Origin of the sequence: Streptomyces sp. NPDC057136, from assembly GCF_042670885.1 — a bacterium.
GTDB lineage: Bacteria > Actinomycetota > Actinomycetes > Streptomycetales > Streptomycetaceae > Streptomyces.
In genome coordinates this window covers 55,425-76,550 of the sequence record NZ_JBHUUV010000024.1, presented here as the reverse complement: position 1 = coordinate 76,550, position 21,126 = coordinate 55,425, and the positions used below count along the sequence as shown (strand labels likewise).

Annotated in this window: 20 protein-coding genes; 8 read left to right on the top strand and 12 right to left on the bottom strand. The window is 69.2% G+C overall.

The features are described from left to right. Nucleotides 1-136: 136 nt before the first annotated feature. Entirely contained in the window at nt 137-1,135 is a 999-nt protein-coding gene (locus tag ACFT7S_RS25855) for a YihY/virulence factor BrkB family protein (RefSeq protein WP_382735725.1), read from the top strand. On the opposite strand, the gene ACFT7S_RS25850 is transcribed toward ACFT7S_RS25855, so the two are convergent. Continuing rightward, on the bottom strand, nt 1,083-2,345 hold the full coding sequence (locus tag ACFT7S_RS25850) for a D-alanyl-D-alanine carboxypeptidase family protein (RefSeq protein ID WP_382735723.1): 1,263 nt from the start codon (nt 2,343-2,345) through the stop codon (nt 1,083-1,085). The genes ACFT7S_RS25855 and ACFT7S_RS25850 overlap by 53 nt on opposite strands. Nucleotides 2,346-2,502: 157 nt before the next feature. On the opposite strand from ACFT7S_RS25850, the gene ACFT7S_RS25845 reads away from it, so the two are divergent. The 3 genes from ACFT7S_RS25845 (at nt 2,503) to ACFT7S_RS25835 (ending at nt 5,963) form a co-directional block, all read left to right on the top strand. Beyond that, the gene (locus ACFT7S_RS25845) at nt 2,503-2,748 is read left to right on the top strand and encodes an SCO4848 family membrane protein (protein WP_362836018.1); all 246 of its coding nucleotides are present in this window, start codon (nt 2,503-2,505) and stop codon (nt 2,746-2,748) included. A gap of 82 nt (nt 2,749-2,830) precedes the next feature. Beyond that, nucleotides 2,831-4,165, top strand: a complete 1,335-nt coding sequence (locus tag ACFT7S_RS25840) for a metallophosphoesterase (RefSeq protein ID WP_382735825.1) — start codon at nt 2,831-2,833, stop codon at nt 4,163-4,165. Nucleotides 4,166-4,409: 244 nt separating this feature from the next. Then, nucleotides 4,410-5,963, top strand: a complete 1,554-nt coding sequence (locus tag ACFT7S_RS25835) for an ABC transporter substrate-binding protein (RefSeq protein WP_382735720.1) — start codon at nt 4,410-4,412, stop codon at nt 5,961-5,963. A gap of 77 nt (nt 5,964-6,040) precedes the next feature. On the opposite strand, the gene ACFT7S_RS25830 is transcribed toward ACFT7S_RS25835, so the two are convergent. The 4 genes from ACFT7S_RS25830 to ACFT7S_RS25815 all read right to left on the bottom strand — a co-directional run bounded on the left by ACFT7S_RS25830 (nt 6,041) and on the right by ACFT7S_RS25815 (nt 9,032). Continuing rightward, on the bottom strand, nt 6,041-6,781 hold the full coding sequence (locus ACFT7S_RS25830) for a TetR/AcrR family transcriptional regulator (RefSeq protein WP_382735823.1): 741 nt from the start codon (nt 6,779-6,781) through the stop codon (nt 6,041-6,043). 49 nt (nt 6,782-6,830) lie between these two features. After that, complete coding sequence (locus tag ACFT7S_RS25825) at nt 6,831-7,274, bottom strand: thiol-disulfide oxidoreductase DCC family protein (RefSeq protein WP_382735718.1); 444 nt, start codon at nt 7,272-7,274, stop codon at nt 6,831-6,833. Continuing rightward, complete coding sequence (locus ACFT7S_RS25820) at nt 7,271-7,705, bottom strand: hypothetical protein (protein ID WP_382735716.1); 435 nt, start codon at nt 7,703-7,705, stop codon at nt 7,271-7,273. The genes ACFT7S_RS25825 and ACFT7S_RS25820 overlap by 4 nt, the downstream gene beginning before the upstream one ends. Before the next feature lie 91 nt (nt 7,706-7,796). Continuing rightward, nucleotides 7,797-9,032: an MFS transporter gene (locus ACFT7S_RS25815; RefSeq protein ID WP_382735714.1), complete on the bottom strand. Its 1,236-nt coding sequence runs from the start codon at nt 9,030-9,032 to the stop codon at nt 7,797-7,799. Between the two features lie 87 nt (nt 9,033-9,119). Here ACFT7S_RS25815 and ACFT7S_RS25810 point away from each other — a divergent pair, with 87 nt between their 5' ends. Continuing rightward, nucleotides 9,120-9,614: a MarR family winged helix-turn-helix transcriptional regulator gene (locus ACFT7S_RS25810; protein WP_382735712.1), complete on the top strand. Its 495-nt coding sequence runs from the start codon at nt 9,120-9,122 to the stop codon at nt 9,612-9,614. A gap of 12 nt (nt 9,615-9,626) precedes the next feature. Here the strand turns inward: ACFT7S_RS25810 and ACFT7S_RS25805 are convergent, their stop codons facing one another. From ACFT7S_RS25805 to ACFT7S_RS25780, 6 genes are all read right to left on the bottom strand, one after another. Further along, nucleotides 9,627-10,223 (bottom strand): hypothetical protein, encoded by a 597-nt coding sequence (locus ACFT7S_RS25805; protein WP_382735710.1) that lies wholly within the window; start codon nt 10,221-10,223, stop codon nt 9,627-9,629. A 138-nt stretch (nt 10,224-10,361) separates the two neighbouring features. After that, a complete protein-coding gene (locus tag ACFT7S_RS25800; protein WP_382735708.1) occupies nt 10,362-11,138 on the bottom strand; it encodes a succinate dehydrogenase iron-sulfur subunit in 777 nt (258 codons plus the stop codon). Further along, nucleotides 11,138-12,892, bottom strand: a complete 1,755-nt coding sequence (sdhA, locus tag ACFT7S_RS25795; RefSeq protein ID WP_382735706.1) for a succinate dehydrogenase flavoprotein subunit — start codon at nt 12,890-12,892, stop codon at nt 11,138-11,140. The genes ACFT7S_RS25800 and sdhA overlap by 1 nt, the downstream gene beginning before the upstream one ends. A 29-nt stretch (nt 12,893-12,921) precedes the next feature. Then, on the bottom strand, nt 12,922-13,398 hold the full coding sequence (locus ACFT7S_RS25790; protein ID WP_382735704.1) for a succinate dehydrogenase hydrophobic membrane anchor subunit: 477 nt from the start codon (nt 13,396-13,398) through the stop codon (nt 12,922-12,924). 5 nt (nt 13,399-13,403) lie between these two features. Continuing rightward, on the bottom strand, nt 13,404-13,784 hold the full coding sequence (gene sdhC / locus ACFT7S_RS25785; RefSeq protein ID WP_328905432.1) for a succinate dehydrogenase, cytochrome b556 subunit: 381 nt from the start codon (nt 13,782-13,784) through the stop codon (nt 13,404-13,406). A 166-nt stretch (nt 13,785-13,950) separates the two neighbouring features. Next, complete coding sequence (locus ACFT7S_RS25780) at nt 13,951-14,511, bottom strand: 2-oxo-4-hydroxy-4-carboxy-5-ureidoimidazoline decarboxylase (protein ID WP_382735702.1); 561 nt, start codon at nt 14,509-14,511, stop codon at nt 13,951-13,953. Between the two features lie 381 nt (nt 14,512-14,892). Between ACFT7S_RS25780 and ACFT7S_RS25775 the strand changes: the two genes are divergently transcribed. The 3 genes from ACFT7S_RS25775 to ACFT7S_RS25765 all read left to right on the top strand — a co-directional run bounded on the left by ACFT7S_RS25775 (nt 14,893) and on the right by ACFT7S_RS25765 (nt 18,183). Beyond that, the gene (locus ACFT7S_RS25775) at nt 14,893-16,503 is read left to right on the top strand and encodes a family 20 glycosylhydrolase (protein ID WP_382735700.1); all 1,611 of its coding nucleotides are present in this window, start codon (nt 14,893-14,895) and stop codon (nt 16,501-16,503) included. A 269-nt stretch (nt 16,504-16,772) separates the two neighbouring features. Beyond that, the gene (locus ACFT7S_RS25770; protein ID WP_382735698.1) at nt 16,773-17,471 is read left to right on the top strand and encodes a DUF4328 domain-containing protein; all 699 of its coding nucleotides are present in this window, start codon (nt 16,773-16,775) and stop codon (nt 17,469-17,471) included. Between the two features lie 133 nt (nt 17,472-17,604). Continuing rightward, complete coding sequence (locus tag ACFT7S_RS25765) at nt 17,605-18,183, top strand: hypothetical protein (protein ID WP_382735696.1); 579 nt, start codon at nt 17,605-17,607, stop codon at nt 18,181-18,183. A gap of 128 nt (nt 18,184-18,311) precedes the next feature. On the opposite strand, the gene ACFT7S_RS25760 is transcribed toward ACFT7S_RS25765, so the two are convergent. Next, nucleotides 18,312-21,053 (bottom strand): FG-GAP-like repeat-containing protein, encoded by a 2,742-nt coding sequence (locus ACFT7S_RS25760; RefSeq protein WP_382735694.1) that lies wholly within the window; start codon nt 21,051-21,053, stop codon nt 18,312-18,314. Nucleotides 21,054-21,126: the final 73 nt, after the last annotated feature.

The window sequence follows — 21,126 nt, the reverse complement described above, 5'->3', positions numbered from 1 at the left end:
CACCTTTGAGGGATTTGTTACAAGACTCACCGAAATGGGGGATTGGGTAGGTGTCGCGGCCCATTGAGGTAAATCTTTCGACGGCAACCGGAGAGCGGCGTCCCGTTTTCCACGCCCCGGGGGGTACGCGTAGGTAATGGACTGGCTGAAAAAACTTCCCGTCATCGGGCCGCTCGTCTCCCGGCTGATGCTGACGCATGCCTATCGCTCGTACGAAACGCTGGACCGCGCCCACTGGGCCCGGCTCGCCGCCGCGATCACCTTCATCAGCTTTCTCGCGCTCTTCCCGCTGATCGCGGTCGGCGCGGCGATCGGGGCCGCGCTGCTCTCCGCCGACAAGTTGAAGGAGATCGAGGACAAGATCTCCGATCAGGTCCCCGGCATCTCCGACCAGCTCGGCATCGACAATCTGGTGGCCCACGCGGGCACGGTCGGGCTGGTTGCCGGTGCGCTGCTGCTCTTCACCGGCATCGGCTGGATCGGCTCGATGCGGGACTGTCTGCGGGCGGTCTGGGGGATGGACGACGTCGACGAGGGCAATCCGGTCCTGCGCAAGCTCAAGGACGCCGGGGTGCTCCTCGGGTTCGGCGGCGCGGTGCTCGTGACGCTCGCCGTCTCCGCGATCGGGTCCACGGCGGTCGGCTGGACCGCCGACCGGCTGGGCGTCCCGGGCGCCGGCTGGGGCGGCGTGCTGTTGCAGGTGGCGGCCCTCGTGGTGGCGGTAATCGCCGACTTCCTGCTGCTGCTCTACCTGCTGACACTGCTTCCGGGAGTGCAGCCGCCGCGGCGCCGGCTGGTGGTCGCGGGTCTGATCGGCGCGGTCGGCTTCGAGCTGCTCAAACTGCTGCTCGGCAGCTATATGAAGGACGTCGCGGGGAAGAGCATGTACGGCGCGTTCGGTGTGCCGGTCGCCCTGCTCCTGTGGATCAACTTCAGCGCCAAGCTCCTGCTCTTCTGCGCCGCCTGGACGGCGACGCGAAGCGGGGAACAGACCGAGGAGCCGACCGGGGAGCCGACCGGGGAGCAGGACGAGGAGCTGGACGAGGTGCAGGGCGACGAGGCGCCTGACGTGGGGCCGAACGTCAGCGGCGGGGGAGACGCCGGACCAGGTCGGGCAGCGGCCAGCGCCGGTTGACCAGGAACCCCGCGGCCGACAGCACCAGCAGCAGCCCGCCGACGATCGCCAGGGCGATCCCGACCCCGCTGGAGTCGGCACGGGCCCTGGCGGCGACGGCCTTGGCGTCCTTCCGGTCCTCCGCGGCCTCGTTGGCACCACTGGCCGGCTGGGCGCCCTTCCCGGCCCCGGTGTCCACGGACTTCGGGGGGACCAGCTCGCCGATCGGGGTCACCTTGCCGCTCGCGGCGAAGCCCCAGTCGAGGAGGCTCGCCGCCTCCTTGTACACGGCGTGGCTCTCTTCGGACGACGGGTTCATGACGGTGACGAGCAGCACCTTGCCGTCGCGCTCGGCGACACCGGTGAAGGTGTTGCCCGCATGGGTCGTGAAGCCGTTCTTGACGCCCGCGATGCCCTTGTACGGATCGACGCCGATGTCACCGGTCATGAGCCGGTTGGTGTTCTGGATCTCGAAGGTCTCGCGCTTCTTCCCCTTCTTCTTCTCGCCGGGGAACGTGGCGGTGGCCGTCGCGGCGTACTCCCGGAAGTCCGGCTTCTGCAGCCCGCTGCGGGCGAACAGCGTGAGGTCGTACGCGCTGGAGACCTGCTTCGGGGAGTCGTAACCGTCGGGCGAGACCACTGTCGTGTCGAGAGCCTGCAACTCCTCGGCGTGCTTCTGCATGGCGTCGACCGTCTTGGGAACACCGCCGTACATCGACGACAGCACATGCACCGAGTCGTTGCCCGAGCGCAGGAATACACCGAGCCACAGGTCGTGCACCGTGTAGGTGTAGTCCTCCTTGAGGCCCACGAGGCTGCTTCCGTCGCCCATGTCGGCGAGTTCCGGCTCGGTCACCTTGTGGGCCCTGGTCTTCGGCAGCAGCTCCGGCTGCGTCAGGAGCGTGTCGGCGAAGAGCATCTTCAGCGTCGAGGCGGGCGGCAGCCGCCAGTGGGAGTTGTGCGCGGCGAGTACCTGGCCGTTCTCCGCGTCCGCGACGATCCACGACCGGCCGGTGAGCCTCTTGGGCAGGACCGGGGCGCCGGGTCCCAGTTTCACCTGGGTGCCCACCCGTCCCAGCTGTTCCCCGCCGACCTGCGACATCGGCTGGGTGGGCTTCGGCTGTTTGTCGTTGGTCTTGTCCTTGTCGGCCGCCGCAGCGGGGCTAACGACAAATGCGGACAGCAACGCGGCAGAGGTGACCGTCAGTACGATCTTTTTTAGTGCAGGCACGGTCGGAAACGTACAGGGCGAAGTTCTGGATGGGGACCCCGATGCTCTGACCCGCCGGGCATACCGCCGGGACAGCCCACACGGGGCACCGGTCGGCCCCTCTTCGCGGTCCCCACCCCGGGCGAGCCCTCCGGCGGGCGAAGGCGATACTGAATCCATGAAGCTCAGCCGCCCCGTGTCCTGGTTCCTGCTCGCCTTCGGAGTGTGGAGCTGGTTCATCTGGATCACTTTCGCCAAGAATCTCTGGAAGGACGGCAGCGGGCTCGCGTTCGACGACGCGGGCGACCCGACGGCGTACTTCTGGGTGCATCTGCTGCTCGCCATCGCGTCGTTTCTCCTGGGGACGGCGGTCGGCGTGATCGGGTTCCGTGGCGTCAGGGCTTTGCGCGCAGAGCGCACATAACAAGCCGGGGACGAGTGCCGGGTGACAAACCGGGGCACGAGCGGGCACCGGTCGACGCGTGGGTGGGGGAGCAGAAGTGGTAGTGGTCTTCGTTCTGGTGGCCGTTGCGGTACTGGCGCTGCTCGCGGGCGTGCACCGCTATGTGTGGCGGCGCTTCGTCGGTGACACGACGGCGCCGGGCAGCGCGCTGCGCAAGGTGGGCACGGTGGCGGCCTTCGTTCTGCCGCTGCTGTCCGTCGGGGCGCTGGTCTCCGGCCGCGCCGGAGCCCCCTTCTGGCTGCAGCAGGTGCTGGCCTGGCCGGGCTTCCTGTGGCTGGCGGCGCTGCTCTATCTGACGCTGGCTCTGCTGGTCGGCGAGGCCGTACGGCCCGTCCTGCGCCGGGTGCTCGACCGCCGGGACCGCGCCGCGGCGGCGGAGCGGCAGACCGAATCCGCGGTGAGTACGGCGACGGGCACCGAACCGCGCGCCGACGCCAGGAACCGTAACGACGCACTGGTTCCGTCCGGTGCGCCCTCACGCACACCCGCTGTCCCCGAGCCGGACAGCGCCCCGGCCCGCGAACCGGACGTCGCCGCCCCGTCCCTCGCGCTGCCCTCGCGGCGGCTGTTCGTCGCCCGGGCGGTCGGCGGCGCGGCCGCCGTCGCAGGGCTCGGCACCGTCGGCTACGGCACCTACGGGGTGCTGCGCGGCCCCCGGGTCAAGCGGGTCACGGTGCCCCTCGCCAAGCTGCCGCGCTCGGCGCACGGTTACCGCATCGCCGTCGTCAGCGACATCCACCTCGGGCCCGTCCTCGGGCGCGCCCACACCCGGCGGATCGTCGACACGATCAACCGGACGCGGCCGGATCTGATCGCTGTCGTCGGTGACCTCGTCGACGGTTCCGTCGCCGACCTCGGCACGGCCGCCGAGCCCCTGGCCGGGCTCCAAGCCCGCCACGGCAGCTACTTCGTCACCGGGAACCACGAGTACTTCTCGGGCGCCGCCCAATGGGTCGACCATGTGCGGGAGCTGGGTCTGCACCCGCTGGAGAACGCCCGGGTCGAGATCGACGGCTTCGACCTCGCCGGAGTCAACGACGTCGCGGGCGAGAGCGAGGGCCAGGGCCCGGACTTCGTACGCGCACTCGGCGACCGGGACCGCAGCCGTGCCTCCGTCCTCCTCGCCCACCAGCCCGTTGTCATCCATGACGCCGTCGAGCACGGCGTCGACCTCCAGCTCTCCGGGCACACCCACGGCGGTCAGCTCTGGCCCGGCAACCTCCTCGCCGAGCTGGCCAATCCGACGGTCGCCGGGCTCGAACGCTACGGCGACACCCAGCTCTACGTCTCGCGCGGCGCGGGGGCCTGGGGTCCGCCCGTGCGGGTGGGCGCGCCGTCCGACATCACGGTCGTGGAGCTCGCTTCCCGGCAGGCGTAGCGCCCGCACCGGTGTGCATGAAATACGCACAGGATCATCACAGTCAGCGACGAAATCTCCTGGTCGAAGGAGCTAATTCAGCCATTTCGGACGCGCCTGGTTTCAAGTGCCGAACAAAAGGCTGTGAGTGTCCGATTTACTCTTCCAGATGTGAAAATCGTGTGATTAGGTAGGCGCGAGCATGCGGTGATGTGCGTGTCTGAGCACATCTGCCGAGGTGGGGCTGGTAAGGGAGAGCACGGCAATGCGGTCGATCCGGGTACGGATTCTCGCGATATTCGCGGTATTGGTCATCGCAGGCGTCGGCGCCTGGCAACTGCTTCCCTCGGACGAGGTGAAGAAGGACCCCATCACGGTCGGTACGACGGACGAAGTCACCTCACTGGACCCGGCCGGTGCGTACGACGCCGGTTCCTGGGCGATCTACAGCAACCTGTACCAGTCCCTCATGAGCTTCAAGTCCGGTGCGATCGTGCCGGAACCCGACGCGGCCGAGAGCTGTGGCTTCATCGGGCAGAAGCTCCAGACGTACCAGTGCAAGCTCCGCGACGACCTGACGTTCTCCAACGGCCGGAAGCTCACGGCGAAGGACGTCGAGTACTCCTTCGAGCGGATGCTCAGGATCAAGACGGACGTCGGCCCCTCGGTGCTGTTCCCGAGCCTCAAGTCGGTCGTGGCCGACGGCCGTACGATCACCTTCAACCTCTCCGCGCGCGACGCGACGTTCCCGCAGAAGCTGGCCACCGGAGCCGGATCGATCGTCGACCGCGAGCAGTACCCGGACGACACGCTGCGCTCCGGGAGCCAGGTCGACGGCTCGGGGCCGTACGTGCTCAAGGCGTACGAGCCCGGTGTCAGTGCCGAACTCGTGCCCAACCCCACGTACAAGGGTGCGCTGAAGAAGACCGGCGTGCCGGTCACCATCCGCTACTACAAGGGATCCGAAGAGCTCCTGACGGCGTGGAACGCCTCGGTGCTCGATATCACGCACCGTCAGCTGCCGCCCGCGAGGCTCGCCGAGCTGAACCCGGCCGACCCCGACCTGCGGATCACCGAGGCGGACAGCGCCGAGATCCGCAACCTCGTCTTCAACGTCCGTGAGGGCGCCCCGCTGGCGAACAAGAAGGTCCGCCAGGCCATCGCGTCGATCATCGACCGAGGCCCGCTGGTGACCGACGTGTACAAGAGCACCGTCGAACCGCTCTACTCGCTGATCCCGCAGGGCTACATCGGGCACAGCACCCCGTTCTTCGACGCGTACCCGCAGCCCGACGCCAAGCGCGCCAAGAAGCTGATGCAGGAAGCCGGCGTGCAGACGCCGCTGCACATCACCTTCGCCTACCGCGCCGACTCCGCGTACACGAAGGAGACCGCGGAGCTGCGCCGCCAGCTGGAGAAGGACGGCCTGTTCAAGGTCTCGGTGAAGGCCGTGGAGTGGCAGGACTTCCAGAAGGGGTACGCGGCGGGCGACTACGACGCGTACACCGTCGGCTGGCTCCCCGACTACCCGGACCCCGACACCTTCAGCCAGCCGCTGGTCGGCCGCGAGAGCAGCCTCCACAACGGCTACATCAGCAAGAAGATGGACGCGCTGATCACGTCGACGCTCCAGTACAGCGACCGCAGCCGCACCTCGTCCGACTTCAAGGAACTCCAGGCGCTGGTCGGTGAGGACGTGCCGCTCGTACCGCTGTGGCAGAAGAAGGACTACGTCGTCAGCAAGACGGACGTGTCCGGTTCGCAGTACCTCTCGGACGGCACCGGCATCTGGCGCCTGTGGGAACTGAACTGGATCTGACCGGCCCGTTCGCGCAGCGGCCCCGTACCTTCCTCAAGGGGAAAGTGCGGGGCCGCTTCGCGTTCACGGTGGGTGCCCTAGGACCTCTTGCGGGCCGTGGCCGTCTCGGCCATGCCCGGCAGGAAGTCCGTGAACAGCTCGTGCACTTCGTGGACCAGCGGCCGGAGCACCCGGAACCGGGCGAGGGCGACGCCCCGGGTGGTGAGGCGGGCGCCGCGGGCCGCGAGGCGGCGGCTGCGCTCGCGCTCCGGTGAGCGGTCGAACACCCAGTACAGGACGAGTCCCATCTGGGAGAGCCACATCAACTCGGGGAGGATGTCCTCGAGTTCCGCGGGGATCTTCGCCTTGGAGCCGGCCAGTACCTCGCGGTGAATCGCGATGGATGCCTCGCGGGCGGGCTCCGACTCGGCGGAGAAGGGGCTGAGCGGGCTCTCCGGATCGGCGGCGTTCTTGAAGAACTGCGCCGCGAACTCGTGGTACGGGGCCGCGATGTCCAGCCAGGCCGTCAGCACCCCGGCGAGCCGGGTCTCCAGGTCCGTCTCCTTGTCCAGGACCTCACGGACCGCCGCCCCGTGTTCGGCGCCGATCCGGTCGTAGAAGCCCTGGACGAGGTGTTCCTTGCTGGCGAAGTAGTAGTAGGCGTTGCCGACGGAGACACCGGCCTCCTTGGCGATGGCCCGCATCGTCGTCTTGTCGAAGCCGCGCTCCTGGAAGAGCCGGAGCGCCGTTTCGAGGATGAGGGTGCGGGTCTGCTCGCTCTTCTGGGCCTTGACCGGCTTGGCTTCTTTCCCGCTGTGTTCGTCCGTCACGCCCGTCACGCCCGGCTCGTCCGTCTCATCTCGTTCGTCGCTCGCCACGGCCCCAAGGCTAGCCGCCCGCCCCGTTGCCCAGAACCGGGACCTCGCAGGCCGCGCCCTCGCCGCCGCACGGAGCGGCGGTCACCGAGCGGTACTTCGCGGCGGCGAGCACCGTCGCCCGCGCGAAGGGCCGGCCCGCCGGGGTGGTCAGCCAGTGGGCCCGGTGCCGGTGCTCGGCCAGCGCCCAGAGGCAGACGATCCACGCGGAGGTCCCGCGGTAGATCTGGCCCCGGTCGCCGATCACCGTGATCTCGGTGAGCGTGCTCGCGTGGTCGAGCCCGGGGAAGCGCCGGCGCGCCTCCTCGGAGGCGGCCGGCACGAGGTCCAGCGGGACGAGCTGACGCTGCTTCAGCAGCCAGTGACGCACATGGATACAGAGCGAGCACTGGGCGTCGTACAACACGGTGAGCCGTGCGACGGGGGTGCGCGGTCCGCCGGTGGTCACCTGAGTCACCTCCCGGCGGCCGGTGCGGCCCACGGGCCCTGGTTCGCCGGTCCGGTCCAGCCCTGCGGCGGTACGGGCGGGGTCTGCTCGCGCTCCATCAGACCGCGGCGGCGGATCTTGTTGAGTACGTAGACGTTGCCGAGGTGCATCCCGCCGAGGACCAGCAGCACGACGCCGACCTTCGTCGACAGCGCGTCGAAGAGCTGCCTGGCGTCGGTCACGCTGTCGGCGTTCTTCAGATAGAGCGTCACGAAGCCCAGGTTGACCAGGTAGAAGCCGACCACCAGCAAGTGGTTGACGGCATCGGCCAGCTTCTCGTTGCCGTGCAGGACGTCGGCCAGGAACACCTTGCCGTTGCGGCTGAGTGTGCGGGCGACCCAGATCGTGAGGGCGACGCTGATCAGCAGGTAGATGACGTAGGCGACAACAGTGAGGTCCATGCCCCGAGCTCCCTTGAACGTGTTCAAAAGCTGTTGTCATGGACTGTAGACCTATCTTTGAACATGTTCAAGACGGCAGTTCGGTGGCGGTTCAGGGCGTGCCGGCCGTGGAGCGTTCCGGCGTCGGCGCCGCCGTGTCCGCGGGTGTGAACCTCCGTACGCCCGGCACGGCGGCCGTGGCCAGGCAGGCCACCGCGACCGTCACGGCCGCCGCGGCGAGCGGGACTTCGGCGCCCCAGGCGGCTGCGGCGAGCGGCGCCAGCACGTACCCGAGGGGCATCGCGCCGAGCGAGAGCAGCCAGTCGTACGAGGTCACCCGGGCCAGCGCGTGGGCGGGCACGGCCGACTGGACCGAGGTGTCCCAGACCGGGCCGAGGAAGCCGAGACCGGCCAGGGCGACGCCGTACGCGGTGATGGTCAGCCAGGCAGGGGCGGACGCGGCGAGCAGGGCGAGCGGCAGGGCGTACGTGGCGAGGCCCAGGTTGGCGGCCAGTACGGGGCGGCGCGGCCGGGCCCGGCCCGCGAGCAGCGAGCCGAGCAGCAGGCCCACCGCGCCGACCTGGAGCAGGGTGATCCAGATTCCCCGGCCGCCGGGTTCGCGGAGAGCGAGGGCCGGGCCGAGCGTCATGAGGACCGCGGCCGCCCCGTTCCAGGCGGCGTGGGCGACGAGGCTGGTCCAGTACCAGTCGCGGGAGCGCACCTCGCCCCAGCCCTCCTTGAGGTCGGCGAGCAGGGAGCGCCGGGGGATCGGCACGTGCCGGACCTTGATCGCGGCCAGCAGTGCGGCGCTGACGGCGAAGCTCGCGCCGTCCAGCACGAAGGCCCAGCCGGGGCCCACGGTGAGGATCAGGGTCCCGGCGACCGCCGGGCCGCCGAGGCGGGTCGCGCTGCCGGTCACGGCCATCAGGGAGTTGGCGCGCAGGAGCCCCCGGGGCGCCACGGTGCCCCGGATCAGCGGCGCCACGGTCGGCATGGCGAAGGCGCCGGCGGCGCCGCCGAGCGCCTCGGCCACCGCGAGCTGCCACAGCTGCGGGGCGCCGCCGAGGAGCTCGACGCCGACGAACACCTGGGTGGCGCACCGGACGAGATCGGTGGCGAGGGCGACCGTACGGGCGTTGAAGCGGTCGCCGACGACGCCGCCCAGGGGTAGCAGGAGGAGCTTGGGGATCAACGCGCAGGCCAGGACCAGGGCGAGGGCTCCGGTCGATCCGGTGGCCTCGTAGACGGCCACGGTGAGCGCGGCGGGGATGGCGGCGTCGCCGAGCAGGGAGAGGGTTCGCCCGGCGAAGAGCAGGCGGAAGGCGCGCGTGCGCAGGGGGTGTGGCATGGGACGCAATGTATTTCGGTGACGAACTATTCGTCAAAGAAATATTCGGTACCGAAATATCACGGCCGACAGGCGTACGCTTTCTGTATGGAGCAACGTGACTGGACCGACCGACACGTGGAGCGCTGGCAGCCCGTGCTGCCCGACCTCGACCCCGATATCGAGGGCGCGGTCACCCGGATGAACAAGCTCTCCGTGCATCTGCGCCGCGTACGGGAACAGGCTTTGCTCGACTTCGAGCTGGACCGTCAGGAATTCGACACCCTGCACAAGCTCGCCGGACGCGGCGGCACGGCCGCCCCCTCCGAACTCGCCGCCGACCTGGACCTCGCCCCGGCCTCCGTCACCGGTCGCCTGGACGCCCTGGAGCGCAGGGGCTTCGTGCGGCGGACACCGTCCACCCAGGATCGGCGGCGGGTCGTCGTGGAGCTCACCGAGGAGGGGCACTCGACCTGGCTGGGAGCGATGGACTTCCTCGGGAACGAGGAGTCCCGGCTGCTCGGCGTGCTCGGCCCCGACGAACGGGTCCTGCTCAACGACATGCTGCGGCGCGTCATGCTGGTCGCGGAGGACCGGGGTTGATACGCGGTCTGCTCAGGCGCTCATCGAGCGGGCCGAGTTGAGCTGGGCCATGACCATCGGGAAGGTCTCCGGGCCCATCGCCGGGATCAGCGTCGCATGGTGCCTGCCGCCGCTGGTGACCGTGACCTGGATGAAGCCGGTGGTCCTCCGCTCTTTCATCAGGAGGAAGAGCAGACCGATCAGACACACCAGCGCGAAGACGATCGCGAGCACGATCGCGACGGTCGGGATCTTCTCCTCCGTGCGCGACATGTCGGTGGCCGTCCACATCGCACCCTTGAGGGGCATGGTCCCGGACGGCGTCACGATCGAGTCGTTCATGACGGTGATGTCGCCGAACGCCAGCATCGGCACCCCGCCCTGCATCCCCATCTGCTGCGGAAGGTGATGGCCGGGCATCGTCGGCTGGCTGTGACCGGCCACCGGGTAGCCGTAACCGGGCCCGGGCTGAGCCGCGTTGTCCGGCAGGGGCTGCGGGTAGCCGTAACCGGGAGTGGCACCGGCCGGATAGCCGTACCCCTGCCCGTCGGGCATCGTGGGCGGATTACCGGGCTGCTGCGGCGGTCCCCACGTGTACGAGTCGTCCGCGTAGGGATTCGGATCGCTCAAAGCATTCCCCGTTCTCTTCTCGTCACAAGCTCCGCACGACCGTACCGCCCACATAGGGCGGGCGCAGCAGGGGCCCCGTTCTCCGCAGTGTCACTGCGGAGAACGGGGCCCCTGAGCAATACATGAACCAGGAGGAGATCAGAAACGACGCGTGATCAGCGCGCGCTTCACTTCCTGGATCGCCTTCGTGACCTCGATGCCACGCGGGCAGGCGTCCGTGCAGTTGAACGTCGTGCGGCAACGCCACACACCGTCACGGTCGTTGAGGATCTCCAGGCGCTGCTCGCCGCCCTCGTCACGCGAGTCGAAGATGAAGCGGTGCGCGTTGACGATCGCCGCCGGGCCGAAGTACTGCCCGTCGTTCCAGAACACCGGGCACGAGGACGTGCACGCGGCGCACAGGATGCACTTGGTGGTGTCGTCGAAGCGCTCGCGGTCCTCGGAGGACTGCAGACGCTCGCGGGTCGGCTCGTTCCCCTTGGTGATGAGGAAGGGCATGACATCGCGGTAGGCCTGGAAGAACGGGTCCATGTCGACCACGAGGTCCTTGAGGACCGTGAGGCCCTTTATGGCCTCGACCGTGATCGGCTTCTCCGGGTTCAGGTCCTTGATCAGCGTCTTGCAGGCGAGCCTGTTCTTGCCGTTGATCCGCATCGCGTCGGAGCCGCAGATCCCGTGCGCGCAGGAACGGCGGAAGGTCAGCGTGCCGTCCAGCTCCCACTTGATCTTGTGAAGGGCGTCGAGGACACGCTCCTTCGGGTCGATCGAGATCTGGAAGTCCTGCCACTGGGCCTCTTCCGAGACCTCGGGGTTGAAGCGGCGGATCCGGAAGGTGGCCGTGATGTACGGGGAGTCGGCGAAGCCGGCCTCGGGCTCGGGAGCCTTGTCGGACTTCTCCAGGGTGGGGGTAGCCATCAGTACTTACGCTCCATCGGCTGGTAGCGGGTCTGGACGACCGGCTTGTAGTCGAGCCGGATCGACTCGGTGCCGTCGTCGGCGACCTCGCGGTACGCCATGGTGTGGCGCATGAAGTTGACGTCGTCGCGGTTCGGGTAGTCCTCGCGGTAGTGACCGCCGCGGGACTCCTTGCGGGCCAGCGCGGACGTCGCCATGACCTCGGCCAGGTCGAGCAGGTTGCCCAGCTCGACGGCCTCCAGGAGGTCGGTGTTGAACCGCTTGCCCTTGTCCTGGATGGACACGTTCAGGTAGCGCTTCCGCAGCTCGGCGATCTTGTCGACGGCCGTCTTGATGGTCTGCTCGGTGCGGAACACCATCACGTTGGCGTCCATGCACTCCTGCAGCTCCAGGCGGAGCGTCGCGACGCGCTCGGTGCCCGTCGAGTTCCGCAGGCGCTCGACCTGGTCGATGACGAGCTGCGCCGGGTTCTCGGGAAGCTCGACGTAGTCGTTCTTCGCGGAGTACTCGGCGGCGGCGATGCCCGACCGGCGTCCGAAGACGTTGATGTCGAGGAGCGAGTTGGTGCCCAGACGGTTGGCGCCGTGCACGGACACGCACGCGACCTCGCCCGCGGCGTACAGGCCCGGGACGACGGTGGTGTTGTCCGAGAGGACCTCACCCTGGACGTTGGTCGGGATGCCGCCCATGGCGTAGTGCGCGGTCGGCTGGATCGGGATCGGGTCCGTGTAGGGCTCGATGCCGAGGTACGTACGCGCGAACTCCGTGATGTCCGGGAGCTTCGCGTCCAGCTGCTCCGGCGGGAGGTGCGTGAGGTCGAGGTAGACGTGGTCGCCCTCGGGACCGCAGCCGCGGCCCTCACGGATCTCCGTGTAGATGGAGCGGGACACGACGTCACGGGACGCGAGGTCCTTCATGACGGGCGCGTACTTCTCCATGAAGCGCTCGCCGTCCTTGTTGCGGAGGATGCCGCCCTCACCGCGGGCGCCCTCCGTCAGCAGGATGCCCATGCGCCAGATGCCCGTCGGGTGGAACTGGAAGAACTCCATGTCCTCCAGCGGCAGACCGCGGCGGTACGCGGCGGCCTGGCCGTCACCGGTCAGGGTGTGCGCGTTCGACGTCACCTTGAAGAACTTGCCGGTGCCGCCGGAGGCGAAGATGATCGACTTCGCCTGGAAGACGTGGATCTCGCCGGTCGCCAGCTCGTACGCCACGACGCCCGCGGACTTCTTGACTCCGTCGACCTCCTGGAGCAGGAGGTCCAGGACGTAGAACTCGTTGAAGAACTCCACACCCTCCTTGACGCAGTTCTGGTACAGCGTCTGGAGGATCATGTGGCCGGTGCGGTCCGAGGCGTAGCAGGACCGGCGGACCGGGGCCTCGCCGTGGTTACGGCTGTGACCGCCGAAGCGGCGCTGGTCGATCTTGCCCTCGGGCGTGCGGTTGAACGGCAGGCCCATCTTCTCCAGGTCGAGGACGGAGTCGATGGCCTCCTTCGCCAGGATCTCGGCGGCGTCCTGGTCGACCAGGTAGTCGCCGCCCTTGATCGTGTCGAAGGTGTGCCACTCCCAGTTGTCCTCTTCCACGTTGGCGAGCGCGGCGGCCATGCCGCCCTGCGCTGCGCCCGTGTGGGAGCGGGTGGGGTAGAGCTTCGTCAGCACGGCGGTGCGGCTGCGCTTGGTCGACTCGATGGCCGCGCGCATGCCGGCGCCGCCGGCGCCGACGATGACGGTGTCGTACTTGTGGATCTGCATGGTTTCCTCTGGTCCCTCTGTCCCGGCGCCTAGCGGATGTTCGGGTCGAAGGTGAAGATCACCAGCGTGCCCAGCAGGACGGTGAACACCGTGGCGGTGTACAGGAGCATCTTCAGCCAGAAGCGGGTGTTGTCCCGTTCGGCGTAATCGTTGATGACCGTACGGAGGCCGTTGGCACCGTGCAGCATGGCGAGCCACAGCATGGTGAGGTCCCAGGCCTGCCAGAACGGCGAAGCCCAGCGGCCCGCCACGAAGGCGAAGCCGATCTTGGACACGCCGCCGTCCAGCACGAGCTGGATCAGCAGGTGGCCGAGGACCAGAACGACCAGCACGATGCCCGACAGGCGCATGAAGAGCCAGGCGTACATCTCGAAGTTGGTGCGCGACCCCTTGGGCGTCTTGCCTGTCCGCTTGCGCGGGGGCTCGATGACCGGGGCCGGGTGGTCGACGTCGTAGAGGCTCACGCCCTCGACATCGCCGATCGCGGAAGTGCTCTCGGTGGACATTGGCATCAGCTCCCGAAGACTTCGCGTACGGCGTGACCGAGGACGGGATACAGCGCCCCGACCATCAGCACGACCCAGATGCCCAGCACGGTCCAGAGCATCTGCTTCTGGAAGCGCGGGCCCTTGGCCCAGAAGTCAACGGCGACGATGCGGAGACCGTTCAGCGCGTGGAAAAGAATGGCGGCCACGAGGCCGTATTCGAGGAGCGCGACAAGCGGCGTCTTGTACGTGGCCACGACGTCGTCGTATGCCTCGGGAGAGACACGCACGAGAGCGGTGTCCAGGACGTGTACGAACAGGAAGAAGAAAATGAGGACACCGGTGACTCGATGAGCCACCCATGACCACATGCCTTCCCGGCCGCGGTACAGCGTTCCAGCCGGCACGGAAGAACCCTCCGGGAGCGGGGATTGGGGTCGGCCGGCTTGACTGTCGGTCTGACCCGGCCGGGTACGGTCCACCGGCCCCGGCCATCGTAGCGACGCTTTGTCGGTTCGTTCGCCCCGGGGCCTCTGGTGTGATCAAAGTGGCAATCAAACAGGCACGGACGGGCTAGAGCATCCCAAAGGGCACACCCGCGACCGGGCCCCTCATCAGGTCCTCGTCCGTCACCAGCTCGATGATGCGCTCCCGGGCGAGCCTCCGCATCTCGTCCGCCGTGACGGCCCGCTCCTCGTCCGGGTCGTGCGCCAGTCGGGTCCTGATCCCGGCGAGCACCTGATCCACGTGCTGGGAGGGGCGGTGGGCGGCCAGGCTGATCACGAAGACATGGCCGAACCGGCTCTCGTACGCGGCGTGGGCGGCCCGGAGCGCGAGGTGCGCGGCGCGCGGCGCGGCGTGGTGGAGGCAGGGGGCGGTCTCTCCGGCGAGCGCCTCGGCTATATCCGTGGGAGACAGGTCGTAGCCGGCTTCGTCGGAGGCGGCGAGCAGGGCGTCGAGATCCGGGTACGGGCGGTGGGCGGCCATCCGCAGGGCCCAGCGGTGGCTGCCGCAGCACTCCAGGAGCGCGGCCTCGGCCTCGGCGTGCGGCGCGGTGTTGAAGCGGGCGAGGCCCGCGGACTGGTCGCCCGCACCGTCGCCCGCCGGTGCGGGTGCCGGTGCGGGCGTCGGCACGGGGTCCCGGGTCTGGGACGCTATGGCCGCCCGCCCGGCCCGCTGGTGCGGTCGCTTCGGCAGGCCGGCGTGGGACTCGCTGGACCTGGACAGCGTGGACTCCTCGAACGAACGACATCTGTGCCCCTGAAGAGGGGACGGAGGGCAACGAGGTTGCACGGGTGGAGAGAGCGAAGAAGGTGAAGGGAGAGACGAATGCGCCGTAACGCTAGCGAGAGAGGGCAACGGCTGTCCGAAGTACGCACGAAAATCACCCGGACGGCAGAGTTTCGGACTACTGATGTGCGGCTTCTGGACACCCGATGGATCGATCGGGGAGAAGAAGGACCGCTTTACCCTCACATATGATCTGTTGTCCCCCTATTTCGGAGGTACTGACCGATGTCGCCCTCACGCGGTGCTCTCCTGACCGGTGCCGCTGTCACGGCTGCCGCCGCCGTCGCCCTCACTGTCGTCGTCTGGCCGGACGACTCCGACGACGCGCGCAGGGGTGGCACGGCGGCGTCACCGGCCCGTGCCACCCCTTCCGCTTCCCCCTCTCCGTCGCGCAGCTATCCGCTCTCCTCCGAGCCCCGCACCATCCCCGCCGTGCGCGAGCACAAGGCCGCCCGCGGGCCGGGCTGGAAGCCCGGCCCGAGCAGCACGGTCGTCATCGCCGATGGCAGTGACGCGCTCGCGGACGAGGCCCAGCTGCTCGCCAAGGAGCTGAAGATCCGCTACCGGGGCGAGGTTTCCGCCCGCGCGGGCGATGTCGAGCTTGCGCTCGGTACCGCGGGCAAGGGCGCCCCCGAGTCGTACACCCTCAAGACCCGCGACGGGCGCGTCACGATCAGCGGCCCCGACCAGGCGGGGGTCTTCTACGGGACCCGCACCCTGAAGCAGGCCCTGCGCACCGGAGGGGTCGTGCCCGAGGGGGAGGTGCGCGACCGGCCCGACCGGCCGCAGCGCGGACTCAACCTCGACATCGCGCGCAAGTACTACACCGCGGAGTGGATCGAGGACCGGCTGCGCGTCATGGCCGACCTGAAGCTCAACCAGCTCGGACTGCACTTCTCGGACGACCAGGCGTTCCGTGTCGAGTCCGAGTCCCACCCCGAAATCGTCTCGGCCGAGCATCTGACCCGGGCCGAGGTACGCAGGATCGTGGACCTCGCCGGCGCGCTGCACATCCAGGTCGTGCCGGAGATCGACTCCCCGGGACATCTCGGCGCCGTGCTCCGCGCCCACCCCGATCTCCAGCTGCGCAACGTGCAGGGTGTGGCGTCGACCGGCTCCCTCGACATCTCGAAGCCCGGAGCAGCGAAGATCATCGACGAGCTGATCGACGAGTACACCGAGACGTTCGGCGGCTCGTACTTTCATCTCGGCGCCGACGAATACCGAGCGCTGACGGTGCAGAACCCCTCGGCCTCGTACCCGCAGCTGCTCCGTGCCGCCCAGCAGAAGTACGGCGCGCAGGCCGACATCGAGGACCTCGCCACCGGCTGGCTCAACGATCGCGCGGCAGTGGTCCGTGGCGATGACAGGACGCCCAAGGCGTGGAACGACGGGTTCTTCAACGGCGGAGCCGTCGACGCGGACAAGGACATCGAGGTCGAGTACTGGACGGGCAAGGAGATCGGGGCCCGGGAGCCGCAGGAGTATCTGAGCGAGGGGCGGCGCGTGGTCAACCTCAACGACGAGTTCCTCTATTACGTGCTCGGCGAGCCCAACCAGTTCGTCTACCCGACGGGGAAGCGGATCTACGAGCAGTGGACACCGCTCGTCCTGCGCGGCACCCAGCCGGTGAACTCCCGCTACTCCGGGCAGATCCTGGGCGGCCGGTTCGCCGTCTGGGGCGACCTGCCGAACGCGCAGACCGCGGAGCAGGTGGCGCAGGGCATCCGGATGCCGCTGCGGGCGGTCAGCCAGAAGCTGTGGGATCCGCGGACGCCGGAGCTGAGCTGGGCGCAGTTCCAGGACCTGGCCAAGGAGATCGACCGGACGGGCTGAACGGCGGCCGCATGGACGCAACCCCATGGACCGCAACCCCATGGACCGCAACCCCATGGACCGCAACCCCATGGACAGGTCCCTGTGCCGAGGGCTAGGTTCCGCTTGCCGTGCGCTCCGGGGAGGGGCCTCGGCTCATGCGCCGACTTCATGCCCTGGGGGGCTTTCGCACCATGCTCTGCACCACATGCGGCACCAGACCGTCCGTCACCGCTGACGGGCGCTGCACACTCTGCGCCGGTACCAGCACCGCTCCGCCGCACGGTCTCATGACGGCGACTCCGGTACCGATGGCCGAGTCGCGGCATCAGCTGCGTTCCCCGGAGGGGCTCGCCAAGGCCGTCGTGATCCTGCTCGCCGTCGTCATCGCGACGGACGTGCTCGCCCTCGCCGCCGGGCTGAATGTCCGCAGCCTGCTTGGTGCCGCCATCGCGGACGACTTCGAGAGCTTCGACGAGGCCGCGGCAGACCGCGCCGACTGGCTGTACGTCGGCGCCGGCTCCCTTCAGGTGATGGCGATGCTGGCCACCGCCGTCGTCTTCATCATCTGGTTCCGCCGGGTGCGGCTGAACGCCGAGGTGTTCGACGCGAGCGCGCAGCCGATGAAGCCGGGCTGGACGATCGGCGCCTGGTTCGTCCCGATCGCCAATTTCTGGCTGCCCCGCAGGATCGCGGGCGGCATCTGGACCGCAAGTGCCCAGACCAACACCGACGGCAGTTGGCGCACCGTCTCGCAGGCGCCGATGAATCTCTGGTGGGGCGTGTGGGTCTTCTCGGTGCTCATCTCCCGCTTCGCCTCCAAGCGGTACGAACAGGCCGAGCTGCCGCAGGAGATCATGGACGCGGCCGGGATGGTCCTCGCGTCCGACGCACTCGACATCGTGGCCGCGGCGCTGGCGATCCACTTCGTCCGCACGCTGACTCGGATGCAGGGGGAGCGGGCCGCCTTCGGTACGTCTCCGCGGTGACCTGAATTCGCCGTCCGTATCCCGACGTACCCCTGCCCCGAAAGCCAACGCATCCGTAACCAGTGACGATTTTCGGCCACTCGGCGCAGTACGGGGCAAGGGGGATACCACGCCCCGGACGAGGGAGACGTTGATGAGCCTGCTGGAACGGATCGCCGAGGCGGACGAGCGGGGGCTGGCCGCGAGTGCGCTCGCCTGCCTCGAACGCTGTCTGCCGCCCGCCGCCGTCGGCGGCGGCGAATCCGAACCGCTGCGCCCGCTCTGGGCGAGCTGCGAGGACGGCCGCGCATGGGCCGACCGGCTGACGGACGCGCGTGCGGCGATGGCAGGTGTGGACGAGGCGGCCTCGCCCGTACCGGAGATGCTCGGCGCCGCCCCGTCCGACTGGGCCGCCGAACCGCTGCGGGAGTGGGCGCGGACCTGCTCGCTGCTCTCGCTGGAGTTCCACCGCCGGTTCGACATGCCCGTCGGCGGCGACGTCGCCGAGGACCCCGCCGAGCAGCTGAAGCGCTGGAGCGCGGGTGACGCACGGTGTGCCGGGCCCCTCGTGGCGGGGGAGCTCCGGCGCCAGACCGAGATCCTGGAGACCCTCGCGGAGTCCGCGGACCCGGCGGGTGGCGCGAGCGGCCTGCGCGGCGCCCTGGAGCGGTCGACCGAGGGCCGGCGCGTGCTGCGTGCGGTGATGTCGCGCCGGGCGCGCGGCCGGGCCTGACCGAAGCGCCCCGGACGCAGGCCGAAGCGCCCCGGACACAGGCCGGAGCCCCTCGGGTCAGGCCGAGGGGCTCCGGTGTCGGTGTGCGCACACGGGGCGCGGACCGGCGGGGTGTTGCGGGTCGGGCGTTACGGGGCCAGGACGTTCAGCCCGATCCGGATGCCCTTGGGCGAACCCAGCTGGTACGTCCCGTAGTACACGCTGGTCGAGGGCAGGATGCCCTGGCCGACGATGTTGTCGAGCTGGAGCACGGTGCCGTTGTCGGCGTCCTCGCCGTCCGCACCGAGGGCCATGTCCGCCCGGGTGTCGCCCGTGAGGTCCGCCAGTGAGACGGACGAACCGAGCCGGTCGTCGGTCTCGCTGACCCCGGGAATGTCCGTGGTGTCCTGCCCGATCACGACGGACCCTGTGCTGGTGGGCCCGGTGGCCGAGCCGCGGACCAGGAGGGCGGTGCCGGCGTTGGTGCGGAGCGTGCCGGAGCGGGAGATGTCCTTGCCCGGGATTCCGGTGAGGATGTCGGCGTAACCGTCGAGGTTGACGTCGCCGACGGAGACCGACCAGCCCATGTTGTCGCCGCTATTGCCGACGCCGGGCACACCATAGGTGTCCTGGTGGTACAGCTTGCGGCCGGTCGAGGTGAGACCGGTCGAGGAGCCGTACACGACGGTGACGGCGCCGCCCTTGGCGGTGTGGCCGGACTCGCTGTTGTACGGCTGGCCGACCACGAGGTCGGTGGCGCCGTCGCCGTTGACGTCACCCGCGGCGAGCGAGCGTCCGCCGGGCACGGCGAGCACGCCGACCCGCTGGAGTCCGGTCGCGGAGCCCTTCAGCCACAGCAGCCGGCCGAGGCCGCCCGGGTCGCGGAAGCCGACGGCGACGTCCGTGTAGCCGTCCTTGTTGAAGTCGCCGGTGGCGGAGGTCGGGTAGCCGACGGCGCCGGTGTACGCGGACGAGCCCAGGTAACCCGCCTTCGGGGACCCGCTCCTGCTGTCCCAGGTCCACCAGCGGCCGGGCTTTCCGGGGGCTACGGAGAAGACGTCGTCCATGCCGTCGGCGTTGAAGTCGCCCGCGGCGACCGCGTAGCCGAGCTTGTCGCCGCCGACGCGGGACGAGCTAGTGATCGCGTGGCCCTTGCCGGTGGTGAGGCCGGGGCCGTACATCGCGACGACCGTGCCGTTGTCGGACTGCGAGATGTCCTCGCCCGGCGCACCGATGACCAAGTCCGCGTGGCCGTCGCCGTTCAGGTCGCCCCAGGCGTTGGAGTAACCGAAGTAGTCATAGGCCTCGTTGCCGCCGGGTACGCCGGCGCTGCCCTGGTCGAGCGTGCGCTTCGTGGCCGCGTCGGGGCCGTTCTGACTGCCCGGCAGCACGGTGACCCGGCCGGCGCTGCCCGACACCTTGTGGAGGCCGACGATCAGGTCGCTGATGCCGTCGCGGTTGAAGTCGGCGGTCGGGACTGCCGAGTTGCGGCCCGCTCCGGTGGCGAAGGCGCGGATCGCGGGCAGCTTGTTGTACAGGTTGAGGCCGGGGCACTCGGTGGCGAAGCCGTCGCGGTGACCGGAGATCGTCTTGAGCGTGGCCTGCTGGCCCTTCTTGTACACACCGGTGTCGGCGGCGGCCGTCAGGGTGACCGAGCCGTTCGGGCTAACGCCGTACTGGCCGAGCTTCCACGCGGCCACGCGTGCGGCCGAGTTGAGGGCCGCCGGGGTGGGCTTGCCCGTCTCGAAGTTGCCCAGCAGCGCGATGCCGGTGGAGTACGAGTTGAAGCCGTACGTGTGCGCGCCGAGGACGGGCAGGTCGGCGCCGCCCTCACGGCCCTCGAAGATCTGACCGCACTTGTCGACGAGGAAGTTGTAACCGATGTCCTTCCAGCCGTCGTAGTCGTCGGCCGTCGTCGCGGTGTCCTTGCCGCGCGGGGTGACGTGGTAGGCGTAGATACCGCGGATGAGCGCGGCGGACTCGGCGCAGCTGTAGTCGTTCGAGCCCACCGTGTGGTGGACGAACACGGCCTGGACCTTCTCGATGTACTCGGGGTCGCTGTAGTTCGTCGCGAGCGACTTGTCCGGGCCCCAGCCGGCGCGCAGCGTCATCGCGGGCCGGTTCACCGTGGAAGGCGGCGCGGTCGGGACGGTCGGCGTGGGCGACGGGGTGTCGGTCGGGGTCGCGGTCGGCGAGGTGGTGTCCGTCGGCGTGGCGGTGGCCGTCTCGGTGGCCGTCTCCGTCGGCGCCGCCGTCGCGGTCTCCGAGGCTGTTTCGCTCGGCGTCTCGCTCGGCGTTTCGCCCGGGGTCTCGCTGTCCGTCGGAGTGGGCGTCACGGTCTCCTCGACGGCGAACGACGCGTTCTGCGCGTCGGCGCCCGGCGCCGCGGCCTCCTTGGCGGTGACGCCCGGGTCGACCAGTGACAGTTCGAGACCCTTGGGCAGCCCGTCGGCGGCGGTGCCGTCGGCACGTACGACCCGCGCCTCGACGGCGTCGGAGGGCCCGACCCACAGCGGTTCGGACATGCCGGGCAGCTTCGCCTCGTCGTCGTCACGCTCCGCGCCGAGGTGCTGCTCCAGGTGTACTTCCAGCCAGTTGCTCCACTGGCCGGTCTCACGGCTGCGGGTGCGTACCTCCGCCTTGCCGTCGACCGTCGCCTCCGGGTCCGCCCAGATGACGCCGACCATCGAGAAGGGGTCGGTGTCGGTACGCGGCAGGGCACGCTTGGAGTCGCCCGTGCCCTTGAGCGTCAGCTCGTGGACCGATGCCTTACGGGCCTTCGCCCCTTGATCCTCGGGAGCATCGGGATTGGCTATGGCGACGGTGACCGCCCCCGCGCCACCGAGCACGACCGCACCGATGGTCAGCCAGGCGCGGCGCTTCAAGCTCATCGGTCTGTACGCATGTGAACTGCGCGGTCTCAAATGCCCCACTCCTCAATAGAGTTCAAATACCCATAAGTTC